Origin of the sequence: Desulfosalsimonas sp. (assembly GCF_046483245.1) — a bacterium.
GTDB lineage: Bacteria > Desulfobacterota > Desulfobacteria > Desulfobacterales > Desulfosalsimonadaceae > Desulfosalsimonas.
In genome coordinates this window covers 19,868-39,382 of record NZ_JAWODO010000151.1, presented here as the reverse complement: position 1 = coordinate 39,382, position 19,515 = coordinate 19,868, and the positions used below count along the sequence as shown (strand labels likewise).

The following is a 19,515-nucleotide window of genomic DNA, read 5'->3' as shown; positions in this document are numbered from 1 at the left end:
CCTTCTCCTTCTTCAACCTCCAGATATATCAATGCGTTACCCGCGTGCTCACCGCTTTCAATTATAAAGCTCTGGGAGAAAGTGATGTTCCCCCCTTTTTCTGCTACTATACCGGTTATATCCCGAAGAACTCCCACTTCATTCCTGGCAAGGATCTGTATACCCTTTACCGGGCCCGGGTTTTTTCCCATGATCCGGGGGCAGATAACCCGTCAGCATCCGCCAGGCCAACACCCCTGCCCCGTAGATATCGGCCCGCTCATCCACGCGATCCGGATCGGCCTCCTGTTCCGGGGCCGCGTAATACGGGGTGCCGATTTTAAACTGCTCGGGTACGCGCCGGGTTTCGCCCCTGAGCAAAGACAGGCCGAAATCAATGATTCGTACCTGGTCGGATTCAGAGATGAGCATGTTATAGGGCTTGACATCCCTGTGAATGATGCCCGCGTCATGGAGCCGGCCCAGCCCGGAGAGGACCTGGCGCAGATAACGCACTGCCCGGTCCGGCGGCAGGCTGCGGGCGGGTGTTTCCATGATATAGTGCTCGCCTGTCATATCCCCGAGATTGACGCAGTGATATTCCATGGTAAAAAAGGGTCGGCCTTCACTGTCGCGGTCAAAATCCAGGATTGCGGCAATATGGGGATGCAGCAGATCTGCCAGAATCCGGGCCTCGTCCATAAACATCTTTTCAATGGCCTTGTTGCCCAGCAGCTGTACCATGTGGGGCCGGGGACAAAGCCGTTTTAAGGCAACAGTTTTATTGATTACCGGCAACTGGGCCTTATACACCCGCCCCATTCCGCCGGTGCCCAGCAGCCCGGTGACCTTGTATTTCCCGATATGCATGATTTCCCCGCTTGTTTTCCGCCCCCCGGCAGGGCCGGGTTAAGAATACCTGCAGCCCTGTATTGAGCCGGGCAATGGTTTGTGATATGAAACATCCGGGTCCGGGCAATGCAGGAAACCCCGGCCCGAAAAAAATTTTGAAAATTTGAAACGCTCAGTTTGATGATTTCGTAAAAAGTAGGTTTTTAGATGGCGCCGTAAAAAGTTCAAGATCAAGGCTTGCGCGATTGCCGAAGAATGCAGCGTACTTATTCGTACGTGAAATTCTGAGGCATCGCGCGTAACGCAGATATTGAACCTTTTACGGTGCCATCAAATTTGGATTTTATTATAACGGCACAAAACCATGAAGGATTTTTTCATGAAACCCCCATATGATCGCATTGAAATCATCGCCTTGTGCGCGGAAAGCCGGGAGGATCTCCAAAAACAGGTCAAAGATTCCGCAAAACAGGCATTCGGCACCACAGCCATAGAACAGCTCGGGAAGACATCCCGCGGCGCTTTTTCGGAAAAAGCCCCCCTTCGCCTGCTGATTGCAGACACGGTACCCGGACAGATCCGGGAAAAACTGCAAATCGCGGAAAACTGGCTAAATACGCCGGAAACAGAGGCAAATCCGGTCCCGCCGGAAATTTCTTACGGAACCCGCGCACCTGACGGCAAGCTCGCCTTTCTGTTTCCCGGCCAGGGAAGCCAGTATGTAAACATGGGCCGGTCCCTGATTTCCCATTTCCCCGAAGCCGGGCCGATCATGGAAATTGCGGAAACCGAATTTGGCAGAAATCCGTCCCTGTGCGCCCATCTGTATCCCCCGGAAACACAGGACAAGGATGAAGAGCGCAGCCGGCAGGAAGCGCTTCGCAGCACCGACGTGGCCCAGCCGGCCATCGGCCTGGTCAGCCGGATTTGTCTTTCGGTCCTGGCCCGCCACGGGGTGCTGCCCGCGGCCGCCGCCGGCCACAGTTTCGGGGAGTTAACGGCTCTGTGTACTGCAAAAAGTCTTGATGAAAAGGATTTTTTGACACTGGCCGCCGCCCGGGGCCGGTTTATGGCCCTTGCCGGCAAGAATTCCGGGGAAAGCGGACAAATGCTTGCTGTCCGGGCAGGTGCGGAGCAAATCGAGGAGTTGATCCGCACACACCAGGCAGATGTAGTGCTGGCCAACCGCAACAGCCCCAAACAGCAGGTATTGTCCGGTCCGCGCCGGGCCATTGAACAAATGCAGGGAATCTGCAAAAAAAATCGGATCCTGGCAAAGCCGCTGCCGGTGTCCGCGGCTTTTCATTCCCGGCTGGTCATGGATGCGGCCGCCCCGTTTCAGGAGATGGTTGCAAGCACAAAGTTTCACCGTCCGGAAATCCCGGTATACGCCAATACCACGGCCCTGCCCTACCCGGATGATCCGGCTGCGGCCAGGCAGCTGCTGGGCGGGCACCTACTCAAGCCCGTGGATTTCATCAATACCGTGGAGCACATGTATGCCGCCGGAATCTACACCTTTGTGGAGGTCGGGCCCGGGGCGGTGCTATCGGGCCTTGTCCGGCAGATCCTGAGCACGCGCCCGCATGCGGCCTTCTCCGTTGACGCCTCATCGGGCCGTCAGCCCGCGGTGCTGGATATGGCCCAAAGCCTCTGCCGCATCGCGGCTTTGGGATACCCGGCACAACTTCACCAATGGCCGGCCGCAGGTCCGGATCAGGCCTTGCTTCCCGTCTGCTGAGTTTCCTGAACAGCGCTTCCGCAATAGGGGCAGAACTGGTAATCCCCGCTTGTGACCGGCTCATTGCAGGACCTGCAGAAGTCGGGCACCGGGGCCAGTTCCACGATGAGTTCGCCTTCGCGCACAGGCACCATTTTTTTGTCTTCGGTGTAGTTGGCGGTTTTCAGCACCCGCCGGACAATGCCGTCACCCGGGGCCAAAACAGCTTTTTCCTGCTTCATGATCGAAAGGTTAAACAGTTCCTCGCCCTTTTTGACCACCTCGCCGGGCTGTGCATAAACCACCCACAGGTCCCCGGAGCTCGGGGAGGCCACCTGATAGGAATTTTCCGCATCCGCCATCTCCGCTTCACCGACGGCCTTTCCCTCCGGGGCCTGGACCTGGACCTCAAAGGTGATGATCTCGGAGTCCAGTAGATAGCGCACAATGCTGATGCCGCTTCTGCGGGGCTTGGAGATATCAAGGATGACCATCTTGTGAGGTTTTCCCTGGCTGTCGGTAAATTCAAGATCCTGCCTGGGCTCCAGGCCTTCGAACCAGACATCTATGGGCAAAATATTGGGATCTGCATATTTTTTCTGGAATTCAAAGGTTTTTAAGGCATCTCCCGGATGATTCAGATACAGAATCAGCTCCTCCCGGGTGGGCATGCGTTTGATGCGGTTTCGAAGCGCAAGGGTCTCGGCCTGGATATCGATTTCCTCCAGGGAGTCCAAGGGAGAGGCCTCGGTGCGCTGTTCCAGGGCCCGGCGGTATTCCGCGCCAAAGGCGCTTTGATAAACCCAGTCCGGGGGGAAACCCTGGGGCAGGCGGCCGTATTTGCCCAAAAGCAGGTCCCGGAATGCATCATTGCTGTCCTGGTAAAGCTTTAAGCGATCCTTTTTCACCTGTTCGGACAGCTCTTGTTCCGGCTTGTCAGCAACAGCTTCCAGCACATCGAGCATATGGCGCACGTGATGTTCACCCCCGCGCTTGTATGCGCCGGTAACCGCCAGAAAAGCCGTGTTCCAGGTAATCTGGGAGCCCGGTGTCACATCGTGATAGCGAACGATCTTGCGGGTGCCGGCCAGAAACCGCAGCATGTGCGGTAGCAGCCGGATATATCCCTGCTTCATGGCCCCTTCCTGGGAAGAGGAGGTGGCCCCGCCGGGCATGCCATGCTCCACCACGTCGTAATCAATGCCCCTGAAATGGGGCGAGCAGTACTGATCATAATAGGGCATGATCTGCTTTAGCACAAAGCCGCAGCCACGGATCATCTCCCGGTCCAGGCGGGTTTTAAGGCCCAGTTCGTCTTCCATGTAGGCGGCCGTGGACAACACCTCTCCCTGGCCGTACCAGCGCACCGCCGCGCCAACGGCCGTATCCACGATATGGGCCCCGGCTTCTGCGGCCGCGCCCACGGCCGGCACAAACAATCCGTCGGTGTAGTGCCGGTGGTAATGCAACACCAGCTCCGGGTATTTTTTGCGGATGGCGCCCACCAGCTCCCGCATGAAACGCGGGGGGCACACCCCTGCCATGTCCTTTAAACCCAGAATAATCATGGATGCGGCCTGGTTTTTGTCCACTCCGGCGGCCCGGGCGCACATCTCCAGGATCTGTTCGGTGACCTTCAGGTAATGGCCCACGGTAAAGCCCGGGGCCCAGGAAAGGGAGATGGCCGGCTCGAAAATGCACTCGTTTCCGGACAAAACGATTTCAGCAAACGGGCGCATGTTTTCCACATGGTTGAGAAAATCAAAGCACCGGATCACGTCGTAATGGGAGCAGATCATCTCTCCGGTTTTCTGCATCAGGGAGCGGGGCTGGGGCTTGTAGCCCAGCACGTTGGTGGACCGGATCAGGATCTGTTTCAATGAGTCTGGGGCAAAATCGTTCCACTGCCGGGCCTCGTAAAACGGATAGGTCATGTTGGCGAGCATGGCCACATGAAAATGGGCCCCGCCGCCGTTTTCAATGGAGAAAAACCCGCATTGATCCAGATACGGTCCCACCAGCCGGTCTTCAGCCAGCCGGAACCGGTTGCCGCTGTTGGACTGGGTGATGTCCCGGGTGGTGGTGTCAGTAAAATGGACAATGCCCTGCGCACGGGTGTCGCGCACCAAGTCGAGCGCGGATTTGCGGTCCCTTCCGGGATAGGAAAGCACGTGGCGGCGGGCATCTTTTGCCCGGCTGCCCATAGCAGGCAGCACCGCCTCAAACCGGCCCACCCGCCTGTCGCTTCGGCCCCGGTATTCCCCGAGCTCCACAAACGGATTATAGCCCCGGGCCGAGATTTCCGCCACCAGCCGGGAAATGCGCAAGGCCTCTGGCTCGATGTCTGAGTAAAACATCAGCTCCGGGTGTTTTTTAATAAACCGGGTATCATAATCGCCTTTGACAAATACCGGATGCCGGACGATCTGGCTGTGAAACGGGATGGTGGTCTTCACCCCGGAGATCATGTATTCCCGAAGGGCCCGCTGCATGAGCTTGACCGCTTTTCCCCAGGAATTGCCGTAGGTGATCAGCAGGGCAGCGGCCGAGTCATACTGGGAGGGAAACTCGTAGCCCTCGGTCACACAGGAATCCAGTCGCACCCCCTGGCCGCCCGGGGACACGTACCGGCTCAGCAGTCCGGAATTAGGGGCGAAATCGTTCTGTGGATCCTCGCAATTGATCCGGCACTGCATGGCATGCAGGTAGGGCACGGTTGTCTGATCCGAAAACCGGAGTCTGGCGCCAAAGGCCACGGCGATCTGTTCTTCGACCAGGTCAATGCCGTAGCGGCATTCGGTGATCCCGTGTTCCACCTGCAGCCGGGTGTTGACCTCGATCAGATAGGGATCCGCCTTTTCATCCACCAGAAATTCCACTGTTGCCAGGCTGTAATAGCCCACCGCTGCAACCAGCCTGCGGGCATAATCCTTGAGCCGTTCGCGCAGCTCGGGGTTCATTTCGGACCAGGGCGAGGGGGTTATTTCCACCAGCTTCTGATGGTTTCGCTGAACCGTGCAGTCGCGCTCGTCAAAGGCAAACACGCTGCCGTACTGATCGGAGATCACCTGGATTTCAATGTGGCGGACGCTGGGCAGGTATTTTTCCACATAGACCCGCGGGTTACCAAACGAGGCTTCGGCCATTACAGAGGCCTTGTGGAACGCCGATTCCAGCTCGTTTTCTGAATAAACTTCATAGATGCCGCGGCCGCCGCCGCCGCCTTCGGCCTTGAGCATGATGGGAAAGCCGATTTTGGCGGCAATTCTGCGGGCTTCCGGGATGGTGACGGCATCTTCGGAGCCCGGTACCACCGGCACATCCAACTCCCGGGCCAGACGGCGGACCGATACCTTGTTTCCCAGGATTTTCATGGCTTCGGCAGGGGGGCCGATAAAGGTAATGCCAGCCTGAAGGCATTTTGCCGGAAAGGAGTCATCCTCTGCCCCAAAACCCCAACCCGGATGTATACCAATGATACCGCGTTCCTTGGCCTTGCGCACAATGCGGTCCAGATTCAGGTAGGCATTGGGATCATCTCCCAGAAGCATGAGCTCGTGGGCTCCGAGCGTGGACGGTGATGTTTTGTCCACGTCTGTTGCGGTCATGATCGCCACGGCTTCGAGCTGCTCGGAAATCGAGCGGCTGATGCGCCGGGCCGGAATGCCGCGGTTGGCGATAAGGATAGGTTTTCCCTCGATTTCGGCCTGTACTTCCGCAAAGGTTTTGCCGGATAAACTGCCTTGATCAGAGCTTGAATTCGTCATGCAATAATCACCTTTATATTTAAATTTCAAGAAATTATGATTTACTATTAAAGTATTGCTTGAAAATGTTTAAATATGGATATTTTCCTCGGGCAGGATGCTGCCGGTATAAATCACACTGGTTTTTCCGCTGATGCGGACAATCAGGCCCCCGTCTGCGGCCAGCCCCCGGATTTCGCCAAGCACGGCCTCCTGGTGGCTGCGCCGGATGGTTACCGGCTGCTCCACCCATGCCAGACGCTTTTGCAGCTGCATGACAAATTCTTCAGGCTCCAGGGTTTTCACCAGCTGCCGGATGCGGCTTCGACCGGTTTCGGCCATGTGCAGCATCAATTCCATGGGTGAGACCTCAATGCCCAACTGTGCAAGGCTGACAGCCGGAATTGCAAATGCATCGGTTAACCGGTCGTTTGGCGGGGCTGAAGCAAGGTTGATGCCTATGCCCACAATCAGGTGTCCAGCCCGGTGCTCCACCAGTATGCCGCAGATCTTGCAGTCGTTTACCAGCAAGTCATTGGGCCACTTGATTCGGACATCGGCGCCAAAGCTTTCCAGGGCTTCGGCTGCCACCTGGCCGGCAAGCAGCGATGCCATGGCCCGCCAGCCAGGGCCGGCGCCGTCAATGGATTCCAGATCCGGCCAGTACCAGGAGACATACAGGTTTCCCGGCGGTGAAATCCAGGTGCGCTCCATCTGCCCCCTGCCCTTTTGCTGCTGCACCGCAATCAGGCCATCCCAGGGCGAAAGTCCGCTGGCGTCAATCAATGCCCGGATCGCATCCATGGTCGAAGCGCATTTGCCGCAGACAAAAACCGTGTTTTCGGGCCCGGCTCTGTCTGAGCGCCATGCGGCAAAACCGCTGTTGTCATGATCCGACGCAATTTCGGTCCTGACCCAGGGAGACAGGCGTTTGACGTCCTTTTCCCAGGCCGGATGAAAACCTGCCAGCCCGTCGGGATCAATGGCTTCAAACACCGGCTTTTTGTCTGATCCAAGCAGATATAGACCCGGCTGCATTTGTTTTTCCTTTGCTGTATGCCGCAATTGCCTTCCGACAGGAGATACAGCCCCCTTTTCTGCTTGAATTGTACAAAATTGTCAAGCAAATTGTACATGCATTGGTTTTTTGAAATCACACAGGAGGCCAAATTGGCAAGGCTTAACGCACGTGTATTGGAAACTATTGATTTCAAAGGCCGACAGGTCAGTTTAAGGCCCGCATCCTGTCGTGCAGCCGCCGGGCATGGAGACAGAAGGCTTCCAGTTTGGCCTCAATGAGCTGGGGAAACGGGGAGCCGTCGCTTTCCACGGCCAGAAACGGAAGCGATTGCATGCCGTCGAGCACGGTTTCCAGATATTTTTCCCGGTGCGGAATCCTCAGTTTGTCACCCGGGGTCATGACCTCGCTTAAAATCGACTCGGAAATCCGGTTGGGCATGCACCCGAACGGTCCGATGGCAATGACGCCGCATGCCTCGGAGGCCACTTCAGTCAGGGCGCTTCCAACGGTTAAAATGGCTTCTCCGCCGAGGTTGGGGGAAACATAGCGGCTTGCGTTATCAATCACCGTGCGCAAGTCTGCCCAGGGATTGTGCACCAGGCCGGTTTGGGACAAAGTACCGAAAATGCGCTTTTCATAGCGGTTCATAAATATCTGACGGATTTTAAACCGCAGTTTCTGCCCCAAAGAAAGCTGCTGCCAGTTGTCCGGATCGGTTTGTACGCAATAGTCGGAATAGCGTATCCATTCCGAGACCGGCGAGCAGACAACAGCAAAGCCCTTCTGCGCCAAGCGCTCGGTGATATACTGGCGGGAAAGCCCGTCGCGCCGGACAAAAATCTCGCCTGTGACCAGAACCACCGGCACATCCGCGGGATCCTTTTGCATGGGCAGACCGGAGAGCGCATCCACGATTTTTTCCAGTTCCGCCATGATTTGGTTGAAATTGCCGTGCTTCATCTGCTCCACAATGGCCTGCCACCGGTCCTCAAATACCTCTAGGGCGTGGTCCGCGTCTTTGGCATTGGCCAAAAGCATGGAACGGATATCCTCCATCAGATCAGAAATAACCAGGGCCCACCAAGCCTTGTAATAATTTAAGTGCTGCTCCAGGCCGAAATAAGAATTGTCCGAGGTCAGAGAGAATATCGCCACGTCATGGATTTCCAGGCGCTGGACCAGGTCTTGCATAAACACGGAATACTGGCCGAACCGGCACGGCCCGGAAGCCGAGGCCATGAAGTAAACCAGGATTTCATCGTCCGCCTTGAGATTATAGGCGTAGTTCAGCAGGGTCCCGGTGGTCAGAATCAAGGGCAGGCATTCCTTGCAAGTGGTATGGGCCCGGCCCAGCTTGAGCACATTTTCGTCTGCCGGCGGGTGCGGGGCCACGTGAAATCCGGAAGCCTCAAATACCGCAGAAACCAGCTCCGTGCCCAGCCGACCCATGGACGGCACCAGAAAGGTCACGCGGGAATCGGTCAGGGGCAATACCCGGCCGGAAGAGTCCCGGACCATGGGCGTGCCGTTTTCCACAAAGGTTTGGGCGGGCAAAAAGGCTTCCTGCTCCTGTTGCGGGGCCCGGGACAAAAGCAGCTGCCGGTATTCGGCCACGATATCAAGAAACGCCTCGATGCGGGTTTCAATGCCCGCATCTGCGGTGTGGCTGTCAAGCTCCAGGGTCAGCGAGGGTTTCCGGCCCATGATATCCCGGAAATAGCCCACCACAAAGGAATCCGGCCCGCAGGAAAAATTGGTGATGTAGGTGCCGAATAACTGGGGATGTTTTTTTACAAGCCGGGCGGCCTTTAAAATCATCTGGCCCATGCCCCAGTACATGTGATCCTTGGCTTCTTGTGCTTCAAGCGGCAAAAAATCCAGGGGAATCACCACTACCCCCCGGGAGGCGAGCTTGTGGGGAATGCCCATGTGGGCTTCTTCCACAAATCCGTTATAGGGCCGGGCAAAAATGACAACGCCTATTTTTTCCGGATCCTTTTCAATCTGCTCAAGGGCTTGTTTTCCCATCTGCCGCATTTCATCAAGGCATGCCTGCTGCTGCCCGAGGGCTTTTTCAAATGCCGCCCGGGCAGTGGCCCGGTCCACGCCCATGCTCACGGCTGTTTCCACCAGGGGGATTTTGGCGGCATCCATGCCCTTTCCCATCTCAATAAACGGGGTTAAAACCCGGGTGCCGCGCTTTTCCAGGTCTGTGAGCGGCTTTCGGAATGTGGTTTTCAAATAATAAGGCTCGCTTTGCACAAACGGGCAGAGCTGGGAATTGGGGTCGCCGTTTGGCACGTGGATGGATTTGATATGGGGCAGAAACAGATATTCCGGTGGATTTTCATCCGTGATCAGCCGGTGGAAAAATCCGTGCGCCAGTTCCGCCGGATAACAGAATGCGGCATTGCGCAGATCGCATCCGTCTTCCGAGGCCTCGGAGGCCAACACAGGCGCAAACCCGATGGATGCAAAAAAGGTGGAATACAGGGGATAAAAGGTATTGGTCAAGAAGCTCTTGTTGATCCCCACCCGGCCGCGCCGGCTGACCACATCGTCTGCATCCGCGGCATACTTGTCAAATACCAGGCGCTCTCTTTTTTTGACCAGATCCAGGGATGCGATGTCGTATTCAAGATTGTATCGCAGGTTGTAGTAGCGGTTGCAGGCCCCGCCAAAGGGATAGCGCCGGCCTTCCAGTTCAATGACCGATATCTCGCATCTCCTGTCGCACTTTTCCTTTCCACCCTTGCAGGTAAAGGATTTGCGGTGCACCACCTCCCGGTCGGCCAGGGTCTGCAGATCAAAGGTCTTCGGCTGCATCAGGCCCATGTCAATGCGTTTTTGAATTTCTAAAGCAACGCCAAAGGCCCCCATCAGTCCCGGCTCCGGGGGCACAACAATGGGCTTGGACGACAGCGCTGCCATGGCCAGGGGCACGGCCCGGTTGTAGCAGACCCCGCCCTGCATAAACACCTTGCGCCCGACCGGGCGGTTGCCCTTGACCCGGTTAGTGTAATTCATGCAGATGGAATAGACCAGCCCGGCCACGATATCTTCGTGGGCCACGCCTTCGTGTACTGCGGTCTTGATATCCGATGAAATAAAGGCTGCGCACTGATCGTTAAAATTCGGCGGCTTTGTGGCCGTCAGGGCCACTTCGGCGATCTGCTCCACCTCCACGCCAAGGGTTTCCCGGGCTGATTCGGCCAGAAAAGAGCCGGTGCCTGCAGAGCAGGCCTCGTTCATGGCATAGTCCGAGGGCACACCGCTTGTGATATAGGTATACTTGGCGTCCTGGCCGCCGATTTCAAAAAGGGTATCCACCTCCGGATCAAAATGCACGGCTGCCGCGGCATGGGCCACGATTTCATTGATCACCCCGTCAGTTAAGGCGTGCAGGCCTGCAATCTGGCGCCCGGAGCCGCAGACCCCAAGGCCGGTGATGGATATGGTCGACGGATCCACATGCTCTCTGACCTGGTCCAGCAATTGCCGGTAACACGCCCGGGAAGCGCCCACGGGATCGCCATTGGTGTACAGATAAATAGAGGCCGGCATGGCCTTATCGCTTCTTCGCACAAGCACGGCCTTGGTGGTCGTGGAGCCCACGTCTAAACCAAGGATGCATTCATCTCCGGCCTGCAGGGTTTCCTGCGCCATGGTTTTGAATGTCACCTGGCCGGCAAAATCCGTAAGCCTGGGCAGGGTATCAAAGGACAGTGCTCCCTGCACAAACAGGTCGTCATCCGCCGGTTTTGGGGCATCCGGGTTTTCCAGCGCCCACAGGGCCGCGCCAAGTGCCTCGAAATACGGGGCCTGATCCGGTACGATCAGCCCGGAGACGGCCTGATTCAGATATCCGATCATCATCTGGTTTCTGGTTGATCCGCCGGTGATCATGATATTTTTCTTTTCCACATGGTTGAGCAGTTCCAGGATCTTGTTGGCCATCATCCGGCACAGGCCCGCGGTGACACGGGATTTGGGGATTCCTTTGTTAATGGCATGGGTGCAGTCGGATTTGCAGAAAACCGAGCACCTGCCCGAGACCTGGTAGGGAGTTTCCGTAACCGACCATCTGGCGGCTTCATCAAGGGAGACCCCCATGCGCTGCAGCTGCTGCATGAAAAATTCGCCGGTGCCCGAGGCGCACTTGTTGCCGGTAATCACGTTGCTGATTCGGCCCTTGTCATCCAGAACATAAACCATGAAAGTCTCGCCGCCGGCCGAAACAATGGCCGGACAGTCGACACCCCCGGGCCGCACATGCCGGTAGGCGTATTCCACGGCCTCGGGCTCGGAAATGGTGGTCAGGTTGACAAACTCCCGAAAGCGCCTGCCTGTTGCCACGATTCGATCAATGTTATCAATTTCGCTGTCCCGGAGAACAGCCTGAAGGGTTTTCCTCGGATCACCGCCATGGGGGTGGGTTTGTGCTGAAATCACCTCGGGTGAAGCCGCAGGGTCTTCAGGGGCAGACTGTCTGACACGGACCACGGAAACCGTTGAGGCGCCGAGGCATATCCCAAGGGCTTCACGGGCCCGGGTTTCTATTGTAACGGTGGATTCAACGTATTCTTTCGGATCTTTCATTGATTTATTCCCTGATCCGTGAGAACGGATATGCAGATGCGTTCATACATCATTCGATTGTTGTCAAACAGAGCTCATGGGACTTTTTCCGCTGCGCCCACTACGGTAGTATAGCGCTCATAAGGCTGCAATGCAAGTGCGGGCTTGTGTTCTGCCCGCCCACAAAATACATGACTGTTTTGATATCGGAAAACCACAGGGTTTCCTTTTATACACAAATCCGAGGTTTTTCAAGTCCGGCGGAAAAACTTCTGTCTTGAAGGGATAACGCAATTAACCCATCCAGGGTGAAAGAAGATTGACTTTTACCAACGGATATATAAAATTGTAGGCAGTTTGCGCCATGGCAGATCCGCTTCAACCGGCAATAATGATGGCACCGTAAAAAGTTTGATTTCAGATGGTGCCGTAAAAAGTTCAAGATCAAGGCTTGCGCAATTTCGAAGAATGCAGGGTACTTAGCCGTACGTGAAATTCTGAGAAATTGCGCGTAACGCAGATATTGGACTTTTACGGCGGCATCAAGGATGAACACAAAAAAAGCAGCAGAAGGACAAACCGATGAGCGAAACAGACCCGAAGGAATCCTGGGTGTACGTGGCCGTGGAGAATCCGGAAAAGGATGAAAAATTCATGGGGTTTTATGATGAAAGCGCAGAAATATCCTATATTCCGGCGTTTCATGAGAAAGAGGCCGCCATGTCCTGTCTTATCAATCTGCCGCGAACACCCGGCAAAAAATATGAAGTCCAGGCGGTGCTGGCAGAAGAACTGGCCAAAGACGCGCGCAAGCATGGTTTTATGATTTTCATGCTTGACGGTGACGGCCGGATTCTCAAACAAATCCAACCATAGGCAGCCATGGTTTTGGTGTTTGACAAAAACCATGATATCTTTACGCAAACAGGATTCACTGGTAGATAGTGCCCGAACGAAAACCGTTCTGCCGATCCAATGGCATTATTCCAGCGTGGGAACCGGTATAACACGCGTTATCGCATACAATCCACAAGGAGTCGGACATGAAAAATGTCGGTGTGCTATTGTCAGGATGCGGTGTTTACGACGGAACCGAAATCCATGAATCAGTGATCACGCTTCTGGCCCTGGACCGCAACGGTGTTGCTGCAATATGCATGGCACCGGATATGGACCAGCACCACGTGGTGAACCATCTCACGGGCCAGACCTCGGAGGAAAAACGAAATGTGCTGGTTGAATCAGCGCGCATTGCCCGGGGTGAAATCATGGATGTCAAGCGGGTGCGGACCGCAGACTTAGACGCCCTGATCATGCCCGGGGGGTTTGGCGCCGCCAAAAACTTAAGCGATTTTGCCATTAAGGGAAATGAGGCGGAAGTGCACCCCGAGGTTCGCCGGATTATTGCTGAAATGGCCGATGCCGGAAAACCCATCGGTGCCATTTGCATATCACCGGCGGTTCTGGCCAAGGTTCTGGAAGACCGGCATCCCCAGGTGACCATTGGCAATGATTTGGGCACGGCAGAGGCCATTGAGGCCATGGGCGGGCGGCACACTGTGTGTGACGTGACCGACATCCACGTGGATTTTGAAAACAAACTGGTGACCACCCCTGCCTACATGATCGGGCCCGATATTTCTAAAGTGGCCGAAGGTATTGAAAAACTGATCAATAAAATCCTGGAAATGATTTAGATCCGGTCACAAAAGCCATATTTCGGCATTAATCCGGCAGCACATCATAGAAATAACGCATGGCATCGGACCGGGAGATAATTCCTATGATCTGCCCGTCCTGAATAACCGGCAGTCTTCCTATGTCATGCTTAACCATGAGGCGGGCTGCATGCATGGGGCTTTGGTCCGGGGTGATGGTGATGTTTTTTGTGCTCATAAAAGCCTTCACCGGTGCCGCGTACTGGGAAGGCTTTTTCAATTTTTTAAAATCCCGTTTGGAGATAATCCCCACAAGCTTTCCATCCTCGCTTACCGGCAGCCCGGTGCATCCCTTTTCCTCAAGAATCCCGGCCACTTCCTTCATTGGCATATCCGGGGGAACCTGGAAGACCGGATACGACATGATATCGTAAATCTGGATGGAACTTTCCTGGTTGCCCTTGAGCAGCTCCACGAGCCATTCCTTAAGAGAAGCCGGATTGACCGATTTAAGCATTGCCGATCCCGCCCCGGGATGGCCGCCGCCGCCCATGGAGCGCATGATGGAGCCGATATTGATTTCCGCCGCCACGGATCGGCCGATGACAATGCATTTTTCGTTTTCCGGTTGGGCAAATATGCCGAATGCCGCATCCACATTGACGATTTCGCGGTACATGTGCACGACCAGGGAAAGATTGTTGACATGACCGGAAATCCTGGTGCTATTGATACTGACGCTGTAATTATTGATTGTCCGGCGCTTGGCATTTTTGAGCATTTCAAAAAGAATGTCCTTCTGCTTTTCGCCGTATGCCGGCTGCAGAAAAGTTCGCAAAATGGTGAGATCAGCGTTTTGCTCCAGCAGATATCCCGCGGTGTAGGCGTCCTCTGCCGTGGCCGAGGAAAAAATCAGGTTTCCGGTATCCTCATAAAGACCGCTTAAAAAAAGGGTCGCCTGGATGGGGGAAATATCGATGCTCTGCTCCCGGATGGCGCGCAGCATCAAAGTGATGTTGGCCCCTGCGGTATCCTGGATCTGCCAGTCCGGTTCCAGGTCGCAGTCTTCCGGGCTGTGATGGTCCCATATCCATACTTCAAGCCCGGGCTTGTTTTTAAGTGTTTCCATCCGGTCGAGCCTGGACCACTTATTGGTATCCACCACAATCAGGCGCGAGACTTCGGACAGGTCAATATCATTGACCCGGTACATTTCAAACATGTCCTTGTGAATGGACAAAAATGCCTTGACATTGGGGTTCACCGCCTTGGGAATCACCGCAACGACATCGGGCCAAATCAGGGTCGCGGCCACAACCGATGCAAGTGCATCAAAATCCATGCTCTGATGGGTGGTTACGATATGCATTGTATTCCTTTGCCGGATGAAAAAAGATTTGATCCAAACTCACCACGGCCGATAGCGCCGGCATCGCCGATACCAAAGTCCTTAGCATTTCCGGGCCTGTGGAAAAAGTCTTTTTTGATGGCGCCGTAAAAGTCCAATATCTGCGTTACGCGCGATTCCTCAGAATTTCACGTACGGATAAGTACGCTTCATTCTTCGGAATCGCGCAAGCCTTGATCTTGAACTTTTTACGGCGCCATCTGAAAACTTACTTTTTACGAAACCGTCTTTTTTTGAAAAAACCTGGTTTTTTGTGGAATACATGTTGCATTTAATAATAACAAGGTGTTATTTTTTAACCTCACGGGTTTTTATCACTCAATGGAAATTGCCCGGCAAATCCAGCGTGACTGCTGCTCCATGGAGGCAGCGGCCTGAACGCCAAATTGAGGCTGCAATGGATTATCTTGCAAAATCCGATCAGATCCGACAGGCCGGAGCAAACACCACGGCCGGCCCGCTGCCGGCCCGGGAGCGCATTATTGATACGGGCCTGGAGCCCGAGACCGGGGGGCGCAGACAGTTTCTGAAAAAAAATCGTCTCGTCAATCTTTTAAACCTCCGGCACTTCCAAGGCGCGACGATCCATATCCATTTCCGGCACATCCACGACAATCGCCAAATTGCTTTTGAAGCCGTGCCCCGGCCCTGTTTCGGAAAATATTTGGTCTGCTTGTGGAGCAGCCCGCCGGGACCATATTTCCGGCTTTCGGATTACATGTTTTCGGGTTTTTCCTTTACCGACGGCAATGGGCTGATTCTGGCCGAACCCCGGGTCCGTGGCATCAGCGCAAGCGGAATATGCCTGTATCTGCCGGAAAAATCCGCTCTTCACTCTGGGCGAAAAGAACTCCGTCACCCGTGCCCGTCTGTTTCGGCCCGGATTATTCAAAACAGCCTGACTTTTTCCGGAACCCTTAAAAATTTAAGCACTTCAGCATTTTGCGTGGCCGTTGAAGACACACCCGAAATCCCTGAGGTCTGGCTGAACAACGCGCACGATTTTACCCTGGTGCTTGAATCAAACGGAGCAATGGTTTATTCCGGTCAATGTCGTATTTTGAAAGCATTTCAGCGCGAACATGAAACCTGCCTTGTGCTCGCGGCGTTAAAGGACACCATTCAGCGATTCCCCCCCCGGGTTTACCGGAGTCGTCGCCTGTTTGTATCCCCTGCCCCGGATGTTATCTTTCGCCACCCACTTACCGGGGCCATGGTCGACCTTAAAGCCGCGGATATATCCGGGGCCGGGATTTGCGTCACGGACGAAAAAAACGCAAACGCCCTGATTGCAGGCATGCTTATCGAAGACATGACCCTTTGTTTTGCCAATGCTTTTCAGGTGAAATGCCGGGCCCAGGTGATCTACCGGAGATTTTTGACCTCTGAGCAGAAAGAAAATCAGGTTCAATGCGGTATTGCCTTTCTGGACATGGCACCCAATGATCACATGCGTCTGCTGTCTTTGCTGCACCAGAGCCAGAACAATCACCTCTATATCTGCCATCAGGTGGATATGGATCAATTGTGGGCATTCTTCTTTGAAACCGGATTTATTTATCCCAGAAAATATTCTTTTATTCAAAACTCCCGGAAGTCGATCCGGCAGACATACAAAAAACTCTACATCTCTCAGCCTGAAATCGCGCGCCATTTCACCTGGCAGAAAAACGGGGAAATCATTTCCCATGTGGCGATGCTGCGGTTTTATGAAAATACCTGGCTGATCCATCACCTGGCCTCGCGATCGGACAAGCACATCGGCGCGGGCACAGAAATCATCGATCAGCTTGGTGCCTTTACCTATGATACCCATCGGCTGGCTTCGGCCCACATGTCCTATGCCATTTGCTACTACCGGCCGGAAAATCGCTTTCCGGCGCATTTTTTCGGCGGAGTGGCCAGAAAAATAGGCAATCCCCGGGCCTGCTCAACAGACCGGTTTGCCTATTATCACTGGCATCCGGATCTGAAAGCCAGGGGGCTGCCCCGGGGCTGGAGTCTGGAAAGGGCGGAATACGAGGACCTTAAAGAACTGGAGGCAGCCTACCGTCAGGATTCCGACGGCCTGATGCTCAAAGCCCTGGATCTGATGCCGGAAAAGACATCAAATCCCAGAAGTACGCTAAGTGATTTGTACACCCATCAAGGATTGAAAAGACAGCGGCGGGTTTTTGCCCTGCGTAAACAGGGCCGGGTAACCGCGCTGCTCATGGCCAATATTTCGGATTTTGCCGTGAATCTTTCGGATTTGACCAACAGCGTCAGTATTTTTGTTATTGACCGCAGCCTTTCTTATGCCATTTTGCACCAGGCCCTCTGCGAGGCGGCAGAGGTCTATGAAACCGGCAAGGTCCCGGTACTGCTCTACCCGTTATCCTATGCCCAACACGCCAAAGCGGCCCATCATCGCATCTATGAACTCTGGGTCCTCAACCTGGCTCACACCGATGATTTTTTCAAGCATTACAAAAGGCTGAAATAAGGGGGGCATCAGTTCCGAGAGGACACAGCATGGATATCCCGGTCCCTCCGGAACTCGTGCTGTTGGTAACCGGGGTTTTTGTTCTCGTAGTATCGGATAAAGGCTTCCACCACCCTGACGTCAAACAATGTACCTGCAAATTTTTCCAGCTGCCGCATGGCCTGTTCAGGGGGGATGGGCCGGTGGTAGTATCGGTTGGCTGTCAGGGCTTCAAAATAGTCTGCCACTGCAATGATCTTTGCGCCCAATGGAATTTCTTTTTCTGTCAGCCCCCGGGGGTAACCGGTGCCGTTGATTCTTTCATGATGGGCGCCGGCGATTTCTGGTACAGGTTCAAGATTTCCCTCAAAATTCATTTGCTTTAAAATTTCAAAGGTTTTTTCCGCGTGGGACTTGATCTGCTCATACTCCGCGGGTGTTAATCGGTCCCTTTTCTTTAACAGGGAATCCGGAATACCGATCTTTCCGTAATCATGCAGCAAGGCCGCTACCCGGACAGCCTCCTGATAATCCTTATCAATGCCCATTTCGTCGCAAATGCCGGAGGCATATTCGGCCACAAATTCAGAATGTCCCTTGGTAACCGGGTCCCTGGCATCAATGCTGGAGATCATAACTTTGAGCACCGACTTGAGCTGATTTTCCCTTGCCTCTATGTGCTGGGTATGTCGAATGCTGATGCCGATCATGTGAGATACGCCCATCAGCAAGCTCATATCGCTGTTTAAAAGCTTTCGCTTGGAACGCATGTTGTCCACGGCAAGAACCCCCAAACTTTCATTGTCACATATAATGGGACAGCAGATAAAGGACAGTGCCCCCAACTGCCTTGCAAATTCCAGGCTGCGCTCCGACAGGCTGCCTTCAATGTCATTGAGGTCATTGATCAGAAAAGGCTTCTGCTCGTGGAAGGACAACACAAACACTCCCCTGGAATGGGGGTTGTCCAGCTGAAATTCAATATTTTTCAAAAACCTGGACTGGTTTTGCACGTGACCGAATCCGGCGGCAAATCTGAGACGGTTTTTTTCCGTATTACTCACCATAATCATTCCCCGGTCGTAATCAAGCCGGGTTTCAAGAATCCGGACAATGGAGTCAAGGGCGTTTTCCAGGTTGGTATACCGATTGACCACCTGCCCGATCTCCCGGGTCACCTGGGTGTTGTTGTAATTGATTTCAATCTGGCCCACGAGCTGTTCGCCGGATTCCTGAAGGTTGCGCATTGCCGCAGCCAGGTTGTTCCGGGCCAGCCGGTGGCTGACAACTCCAGTGGCGGCCATCAGCACCAGAAGACCTGAAAAAAGGGACAAGGCGGCAGTAGTGGACAGCAGGAAAAAAGATAAGACGCCGGCCAGGCCAAAAATGCCGAATACGTAGTTGCGTGCCGTCCGAAAATAGTCGAATGCAGAACGGTTACAGGTGATGATGTATCTGCAGACACTGTCACCCCGGGCCAGGCATTCCGGATGTTCGATATTAATGACCCGATTGCCAAAGATATTGAACATGGCTTCGAAAAAACCTTTGCGATGTTCGCAATGATGCAGCTTTTCACGAACGCTGAATTTCGGTGTGACTGTGATTTCCACTTTGCCGGGGGTGATGGGCCGGACCTTGTAGTCAACAGATCGGGACAGATTGCCAAAAGCCTGTTCGATCATTGCAAAATATCGGCGAGGGTTGGCAAGGCTGTAGACATAGTAGCCAATGGCGCCGATGGATTCGGGAAAAGCAGCGTGGAGTCCGGCCTCCCGGGCCAGTTGCATATTGCCGGTTTTCCGGACCAGTTCCCCGTGGAACCGGTCTACCTGCTCCTGGGTAAACCAGTGGCCCTGATCTTCTACTTCATAAGGCGTCATGCCGGCATGGGCCATGAGCTCAGAGAATTGGATGTCAGGATATTTTTTCCTGACAAGGTGAAGATAGGCCTTGATAATACGACTGTTGTATAACGAAGGATTTGGCTGCCTAACCTGCGTTGGATCTTCCATAATGTTTGTGAAATCCTGGCTCCAGAGTGAAAATGCAACAACCAGTCATTATGTTCTTTTACGTTAGCGTCAGC

The 19,515-nt window shown here is 54.3% G+C and carries 11 protein-coding genes; 4 read left to right on the top strand and 7 right to left on the bottom strand.

All coding sequences use genetic code 11. From position 1 onward, the window contains the following. Both R6U41_RS13145 and R6U41_RS13140 read right to left on the bottom strand, forming a co-directional pair. Positions 1–191, bottom strand: a 191-nt coding sequence (locus R6U41_RS13145; protein WP_410270299.1) for an ACT domain-containing protein, incomplete at its 3' end; no start/stop codon positions are given. Continuing rightward, positions 139–849 (bottom strand): serine/threonine protein kinase, encoded by a 711-nt coding sequence (locus R6U41_RS13140; RefSeq protein ID WP_410270298.1) that lies wholly within the window; start codon positions 847–849, stop codon positions 139–141. The genes R6U41_RS13145 and R6U41_RS13140, both read right to left, overlap by 53 nt. Before the next feature lie 361 nt (positions 850–1,210). On the opposite strand from R6U41_RS13140, the gene R6U41_RS13135 reads away from it, so the two are divergent. Next, the gene (locus R6U41_RS13135) at positions 1,211–2,572 is read left to right on the top strand and encodes an ACP S-malonyltransferase (protein ID WP_410270297.1); all 1,362 of its coding nucleotides are present in this window, start codon (positions 1,211–1,213) and stop codon (positions 2,570–2,572) included. Here the strand turns inward: R6U41_RS13135 and R6U41_RS13130 are convergent. The 3 genes from R6U41_RS13130 to R6U41_RS13120 all read right to left on the bottom strand — a co-directional run bounded on the left by R6U41_RS13130 (position 2,548) and on the right by R6U41_RS13120 (position 11,917). Continuing rightward, positions 2,548–6,318, bottom strand: a complete 3,771-nt coding sequence (locus R6U41_RS13130) for a pyruvate carboxylase (protein WP_410270296.1) — start codon at positions 6,316–6,318, stop codon at positions 2,548–2,550. The two genes, R6U41_RS13135 and R6U41_RS13130, sit on opposite strands and share 25 nt — an antisense overlap. A 69-nt stretch (positions 6,319–6,387) precedes the next feature. After that, positions 6,388–7,335 carry a biotin--[acetyl-CoA-carboxylase] ligase gene (locus tag R6U41_RS13125; protein WP_410270295.1) on the bottom strand — a complete coding sequence of 316 codons (948 nt, stop codon included), beginning with the start codon at positions 7,333–7,335 and terminating at the stop codon, positions 6,388–6,390. Positions 7,336–7,522: 187 nt separating this feature from the next. After that, the gene (locus R6U41_RS13120; RefSeq protein WP_410270294.1) at positions 7,523–11,917 is read right to left on the bottom strand and encodes an acyl-CoA dehydratase activase; all 4,395 of its coding nucleotides are present in this window, start codon (positions 11,915–11,917) and stop codon (positions 7,523–7,525) included. Positions 11,918–12,478: 561 nt separating this feature from the next. On the opposite strand from R6U41_RS13120, the gene R6U41_RS13115 reads away from it, so the two are divergent. Beyond that, the gene (locus tag R6U41_RS13115) at positions 12,479–12,772 is read left to right on the top strand and encodes a hypothetical protein (protein ID WP_410270293.1); all 294 of its coding nucleotides are present in this window, start codon (positions 12,479–12,481) and stop codon (positions 12,770–12,772) included. 167 nt (positions 12,773–12,939) lie between these two features. Continuing rightward, positions 12,940–13,593, top strand: coding sequence for an isoprenoid biosynthesis glyoxalase ElbB (gene elbB, locus R6U41_RS13110; protein WP_410270292.1), 654 nt, complete (start codon positions 12,940–12,942; stop codon positions 13,591–13,593). A 28-nt stretch (positions 13,594–13,621) separates the two neighbouring features. On the opposite strand, the gene R6U41_RS13105 is transcribed toward elbB, so the two are convergent. After that, a complete protein-coding gene (locus tag R6U41_RS13105) occupies positions 13,622–14,923 on the bottom strand; it encodes a CBS domain-containing protein (RefSeq protein ID WP_410270291.1) in 1,302 nt (433 codons plus the stop codon). Positions 14,924–15,359: 436 nt separating this feature from the next. On the opposite strand from R6U41_RS13105, the gene R6U41_RS13100 reads away from it, so the two are divergent. Further along, positions 15,360–17,447, top strand: coding sequence for a hypothetical protein (locus R6U41_RS13100; protein WP_410270290.1), 2,088 nt, complete (start codon positions 15,360–15,362; stop codon positions 17,445–17,447). A gap of 8 nt (positions 17,448–17,455) precedes the next feature. Here the strand turns inward: R6U41_RS13100 and R6U41_RS13095 are convergent, their stop codons facing one another. Further along, on the bottom strand, positions 17,456–19,441 hold the full coding sequence (locus R6U41_RS13095; RefSeq protein ID WP_410270289.1) for an HD domain-containing phosphohydrolase: 1,986 nt from the start codon (positions 19,439–19,441) through the stop codon (positions 17,456–17,458). Between the last annotated feature and the right edge of the window lie 74 nt (positions 19,442–19,515).

Coding starts and splice junctions, on each gene's coding strand:
- R6U41_RS13140 (WP_410270298.1), bottom strand. CDS start 849: ATGCATATCGGGAAATACAAGGTCACCGGGCTGCTGGGCACCGGCGGA.
- R6U41_RS13135 (WP_410270297.1), top strand. CDS start 1,211: ATGAAACCCCCATATGATCGCATTGAAATCATCGCCTTGTGCGCGGAA.
- R6U41_RS13130 (WP_410270296.1), bottom strand. CDS start 6,318: ATGACGAATTCAAGCTCTGATCAAGGCAGTTTATCCGGCAAAACCTTT.
- R6U41_RS13125 (WP_410270295.1), bottom strand. CDS start 7,335: ATGCAGCCGGGTCTATATCTGCTTGGATCAGACAAAAAGCCGGTGTTT.
- R6U41_RS13120 (WP_410270294.1), bottom strand. CDS start 11,917: ATGAAAGATCCGAAAGAATACGTTGAATCCACCGTTACAATAGAAACC.
- R6U41_RS13115 (WP_410270293.1), top strand. CDS start 12,479: ATGAGCGAAACAGACCCGAAGGAATCCTGGGTGTACGTGGCCGTGGAG.
- elbB (WP_410270292.1), top strand. CDS start 12,940: ATGAAAAATGTCGGTGTGCTATTGTCAGGATGCGGTGTTTACGACGGA.
- R6U41_RS13105 (WP_410270291.1), bottom strand. CDS start 14,923: ATGCATATCGTAACCACCCATCAGAGCATGGATTTTGATGCACTTGCA.
- R6U41_RS13100 (WP_410270290.1), top strand. CDS start 15,360: ATGGATTATCTTGCAAAATCCGATCAGATCCGACAGGCCGGAGCAAAC.
- R6U41_RS13095 (WP_410270289.1), bottom strand. CDS start 19,441: ATGGAAGATCCAACGCAGGTTAGGCAGCCAAATCCTTCGTTATACAAC.